The organism is Bathymodiolus platifrons methanotrophic gill symbiont (genome assembly GCF_002189065.1).
Lineage (GTDB): Bacteria > Pseudomonadota > Gammaproteobacteria > Methylococcales > Methylomonadaceae > Methyloprofundus.
Window position 1 is genome coordinate 1 of the sequence record NZ_BDMN01000199.1, and the last position, 5,060, is coordinate 5,060.

General features: G+C 39.4%; 6 protein-coding genes and 1 pseudogene. 6 read left to right on the top strand and 1 reads right to left on the bottom strand.

Annotated features, from left to right (window positions below; genetic code table 11):
• Positions 1–401 precede the first annotated feature (401 nt).
• Together CDZ78_RS11825 and CDZ78_RS11830 are read left to right on the top strand one after the other, a co-directional pair.
• Positions 402–2,402 (top strand): annotated as a pseudogene (locus CDZ78_RS11825) (type I restriction enzyme subunit R domain-containing protein); the annotation flags it as partial.
• Between the two features lie 90 nt (positions 2,403–2,492).
• The gene (locus tag CDZ78_RS11830; protein ID WP_087870198.1) at positions 2,493–2,810 is read left to right on the top strand and encodes a hypothetical protein; all 318 of its coding nucleotides are present in this window, start codon (positions 2,493–2,495) and stop codon (positions 2,808–2,810) included.
• A gap of 81 nt (positions 2,811–2,891) precedes the next feature.
• Here CDZ78_RS11830 and CDZ78_RS23770 read toward each other — a convergent pair whose 3' ends face one another.
• The gene (locus CDZ78_RS23770; protein WP_263458613.1) at positions 2,892–3,017 is read right to left on the bottom strand and encodes a hypothetical protein; all 126 of its coding nucleotides are present in this window, start codon (positions 3,015–3,017) and stop codon (positions 2,892–2,894) included.
• A 118-nt stretch (positions 3,018–3,135) separates the two neighbouring features.
• On the opposite strand from CDZ78_RS23770, the gene CDZ78_RS21990 reads away from it, so the two are divergent.
• The 4 genes from CDZ78_RS21990 to CDZ78_RS11840 all read left to right on the top strand — a co-directional run bounded on the left by CDZ78_RS21990 (position 3,136) and on the right by CDZ78_RS11840 (position 4,715).
• A complete protein-coding gene (locus tag CDZ78_RS21990; RefSeq protein WP_167374275.1) occupies positions 3,136–3,309 on the top strand; it encodes a hypothetical protein in 174 nt (57 codons plus the stop codon).
• On the top strand, positions 3,306–3,563 hold the full coding sequence (locus CDZ78_RS11835) for a hypothetical protein (RefSeq protein ID WP_087870199.1): 258 nt from the start codon (positions 3,306–3,308) through the stop codon (positions 3,561–3,563). Before CDZ78_RS21990 ends, CDZ78_RS11835 begins: the two co-directional genes overlap by 4 nt.
• Positions 3,564–4,209: 646 nt before the next feature.
• Positions 4,210–4,350 carry a hypothetical protein gene (locus CDZ78_RS23160; RefSeq protein WP_244559235.1) on the top strand — a complete coding sequence of 47 codons (141 nt, stop codon included), beginning with the start codon at positions 4,210–4,212 and terminating at the stop codon, positions 4,348–4,350.
• On the top strand, positions 4,326–4,715 hold the full coding sequence (locus CDZ78_RS11840) for a tellurite resistance TerB family protein (protein WP_244559236.1): 390 nt from the start codon (positions 4,326–4,328) through the stop codon (positions 4,713–4,715). Before CDZ78_RS23160 ends, CDZ78_RS11840 begins: the two co-directional genes overlap by 25 nt.
• Positions 4,716–5,060: the final 345 nt, after the last annotated feature.

Sequence of the window (5,060 nt, forward strand, 5' to 3'; positions counted from 1 at the left end):
AAGGGTAACGTTCTGCTGATACGGCATTGTCCATGTTCTTATTGCAGTGATCAAAAATAAAGGCATTCAGTGTCTGGGATTCGTACATGAGAGTTTCCGATTATAAGGTTTATAAAACGGAAAATTATAAAAAAATGTTTTTCGTAATTGCAAGCTTTATTTTAGGTTTTTTGTTGTTTTTCCATGTGCTTATCCTGCGAAGAATTTTTAGGATTGATTAAAAATCTGGGAGTAGGACAAGATAATCGCATACCGCCTCTAAAATAAGGCATACTCTCTAAGTTTCTTAGCTATTGTTGCTTTCAATGGAAACACTGATGATAAACATGGCAAAACCACCTAAAATAAACCTCGATACACCAGCATTGTGTATTTCAGCTACTCAATAATTGGGAAACTTCAGTTTAGAAAACTCACAACCGATTATTATCGTCACCATTCAAACCTTTCCTTATGTATTAAGAGCCATAGAAAACAGCAGCAGTTTAAAAGAACGTAACTATGTAGTGATTGCGGATGAAGCACATTCATCGCAAACTGGCTCGGCAGCACGGCAGTTAAAAGAAGTGTTGATGGTCGATAGCCAGGAGGAAGAGTTAACAACTGAAGATATATTAGATGCTGCTGTAGCTTCACGCAGGGCTTCATCTAATCTCAGTTATTTAGCTTTTACCGCTACGCCTAAAACCAAAACATTGGAACTGTTTGGTCGTTTACCTAATCCCGATGAAGCGCCGTCTAAGAGAAATAAACCCGAAGCCTATCATGTGTACAGCATGCGTCAGGCAATAGAAGAAGGCTTTATTCTAGATGTGTTGAAAAATTACACCAATTACAAAGTCGCTTATAACCTGGCGATGAAGATTCAAGGCTCTGATCAAGAGGTTGAAAGCAAAAAAGCCAAGGTCAAACTGAATCAATGGGTGCGCTTACATGATTACAATATTTCACAAAAAGTACAGGTGATCATTGAACACTTTAAAGATAATGTGATGGGCTTATTAGGTGGTCAAGCCAAGGTGATGGTGGTGACTAGTTCGCGTAAAGAGGCCGTGCGTTATAAATTGTGCTTTGATAAATACATTAGCGAGAAAGGGTATCAAAGAATCCATGCCATGGTGGCGTTTTCAGGTGAAGTGGAATTTAATGAGAAGGACCCGAATGCTGATGGCTTAATTGGTGAGAAGTTTACCGAGCATAATATGAATCGGAACCTTAAAGGCCGTGAACTACGTAAAGCCTTTGATTCGGATGATTATCAAGTGATGTTGGTGGCGAATAAGTTTCAAACAGGGTTTGACCAGCCTAAGCTTTGTGCCATGTATGTGGATAAAAAACTAGGCGGTGTGGAATGCGTACAAACCTTATCACGGTTAAACCGTACTTACCCAGGTAAAGCAGAAACAGGCACCTTTATATTGGACTTCTTCAATGACCCCGATGATATTCTTGAAGCATTCCAACCCTATCATCAAACAGCCGAACTAGATGATGTATCAGACCCTGACTTGATCTTTGATTTATTCGATAAGCTTCGTGCAGCAGGTATCTTTCAATGGCAAGAGGTAGAACAGTTTTGTAATGCCTTTTTACAAAAGAGTAAAAGCAATGCCGCCATAGCCAATATTTGTAAACCCGCTGTCGAACGTTGGCAAAAGCGTTATAAGTCAGCCATTGAGGCTTATAAGCAAGCCAAAGACATGTTCGATCGCACTAAGAAAACAGCTGACGCGGTATTAATCGCCAATGCAGAAAATAGCTTTAAGGAATGTAAGCAGGAAAAGGATGCCCTGGAAATCTTTAAAAAAGACTTGGGTACCTTTGTACGTTTCTATGAGTTTATGTCACAGATAGTGGATTATGATAATAAGGATTTAGAAAAGCTAAGTCTCTATGCTAGAAACTTACGTCCTATGTTACGTGAGACATTGCTTGATGAAGATGATATTGATTTGAATAGCGTGGTGTTAAGCCATTATCGGTTATCAAAAATACGCCAGCAGGATATTAATCTAAAGGATAAAGCTGAAACTGGAGTTTACCTAAGTCCTGGCGATGAAATAGGCACGGCAAAACCTAAGGATAAAAAAGAAGAGTTTCTCTCACAGATTATCAGCCGCTTGAATGAGTTATTTATAACCGATGAGCTGACAGATAAAGATTTAGTCAACTATGCTTATACCGTAAGAGATAAGCTGAGTGAGAATGCTTTGGTGATGAGTCAAATCGCTAACAACACACCAGAGCAAGCCATGTTAGGCGACTTCCCTAAAGCGATTGATGATGCGGTGATGGATAGTAATGATGCACATCAAAATCAGATGATGCAGTTGTTGTCTGACCCTGCTAAAGCAGCTGGTTTTGCTCGGGTGGTGTTTGATTTGTTGGTTCAGGGTAAGTAAAGGGTATTAGAACGATTTATTAGCCGGCGTTGGTGTACACATTTACCCTTTATTTTTGTCTCCTATTCCTTTATCAATAAAATCAGTATTATGAAACCCCCTTTAATTGAGTTATATAAAAAAGAAGAACTGAATCAAGTCTCTCGATTTCTTAATTTCATGAAAAATATGGAAATGAGTGGAATTATTGACAGTTATAAGCAATTGCGTGATAAAGAAGCACCTCGGCGACAAAATTCCTATTTTGTGGATTCACACAATGGTATTACCAGTAGTGGATCTGCATCTAATCGAAGAGAAGAGCATCTAGCGGTTGCTTTGTTTAATAGATCCCGCGCAAACGAAGTATTTAAGTTACCTGATGGGCGAGTACTTGAGTTCATTGATTACCAGACACCATTCGCTTAAAATCAGGGAAACGGAGCCTAAGCGGAGTGATGATTTTTAGTCCCTGGTAGGCGACAGGGCAATTCGCTGATCCGAAGTGCGCTAGTAGCGCGCGAGGGAGGCAAGAATTGCATTCCGAATAGCCGTCCAGCCATTTGAGGTAGTCTTAACGGAGCAGGGTTTTGTGCGTAGTTGAGACGGACGCAGGGCGACCAGGGCATCTCCCATTCGCTGCGTAGGCGAATGAATGTTGGTGACAGGAGTCCCAGAATGTTGTGAGGTAGCATGGCGCGCCTGAAAAGCTAAACAAGGCGATAAAGGAATTGGGAAGGTTGATCTTTTTGGTGTGATTGATCATAAAGTGCCTGCTGTCATTGAGTTGAAAATTGACAGTGTAAATGGTGGCCAAGCAGATTCACCACTACGTGCATTACTTGAAGGCTTGGCTTATTGTGCAATTATTGAAAAAAATCTAGTAAAAATATCAGCGGAGGTTGCTAGTAAATTCATAAAAAATTGAATAAAGAGTTAACCTTAGTCGTGCTTGCTCCAGATGAATATTGGCGACGTTATTTGCAAAATAAGAGTGCAGGTGATTGGTTGCCCGAAATTAAAAAAATATCCAATACGTTAAAGGAAGAGCTTAATATTGATATTATCTTGCTCGCTATGACAGATTCAGGATTTAAAATGGGGCTCGAAGGGAGACCTGCTAGGCTGACGGGGAAATGTGATTTAGTCTCGGTTGAAACTATGGCTTTAGCGATTAAGTAATGAGGGTATGAACTCATAGATTAACGTAAGTTAGATGTCCGATTTTTTGACAGCTAGAGATTCGACAACAGTAATCGATCGCTGAAAATCATGGAAACGGAGCTTAGCGAAGTGGTGATTTTTAGTCCCTGATACTCGATGTTCAAGTTTTTGATATTGAGAAGGTAAAATCAGGTATTCTGAGGTTGTTGTAATTTTATCGGTGTAAGCCCATGTTAATGAATGCCCCAGCCACCTTTATCCAAAGCTATATTGACGATTTAAATGATGCGCTCAATCAGCTAAAACCCGGAGCCGCTTTGACACGGAAATGGCGACAGGAGTCCCGGAATTTCGTGAGGTAGCATGGCGCGCCTGATTAATGTTGTGAATTGTTGTGGTCTTTTGGTTTAAGCGTATTAATCAGCATCTAAAACTTTCCCCCCAACAGCATGATTTGTTTTTAATTAAAAAATATTAAGTAATTGATTTATATCGTCGTTAATCTTTTACAGGTGGGAAATATTTTGCTGAAACGGGAAAACTCACAAGCTGATTAATAGTTTTCTATGTATTTTGAGTTTCGGAATCAGGCTGAAATAACCCATGGGTTTAAAATATGGTTTATTATCGTTATTTTACTTCTATTGAAATCGGCTTATTAATCATGCTCAACCAAATTAAACTGTTCTTTGATGAGCATATAAAACTTCCCGCACCAGAAGAGTTCTCGGAAGAAAAGCTTCAAATTGCCAGTGCTGCCTTGTTATTAGAAATGATGACATGGATGATGCAATCGAGACTATAGAGCAGGAGACTGTTTTAGCGTTAGTACAGCAGAGTTTTTCTCTAACTCTAGAACAAGCGACTACTTTATTTGATTTAGCTGAAGAGCAAAGAAATCAGGCGGTTGACTATTTTCAATTTACTTCTCTTATCAATAAATCCTATAGTCTGGAACAAAAAATTGAATTAATTGAATCACTGTGGAAGATTGCTTTTGTTGATGGCGATCTAGATATGCATGAAGAATATCTGGTGCGCAAAATCTCTGATCTTTTATATGTTCCTCATGCCTCGCTAATGAAGACCAAAGCATCGAGTGAAAGTTGGGCTAGAGTCTTAGTTAATGCTGATTTCTCTAGGATTAGAGTGCGTGACAATATGAAATAATTATCGGGGGGGGGGCGTACTTTTGTGAAAGCTCATTTTGGTTATCTAAGTTCAAGGTCACAGCACCCCTCCGCGAAGACTCTTGAAAGCTTATTTGCTTTCAAAACTAAGCCAGCCGTCGAGCTGGTTTTTTATGCCTGCGGAATACTAATGGGGCACTTCAAGATCTGAAGTTTCCCAATTATTGAGTAGCTGAAATACACAATGCTGGTGTATCGAGGTTTATTTTAGGTGGTTTTGCCATGTTTATAGCAAACCCCTACTTAATTCCCCTTAGGCAATAGCATTTGAAACGAATGAAAAGACTATTTTTTTCATATAGTTGTAGCATAGTTTCAATTTTAC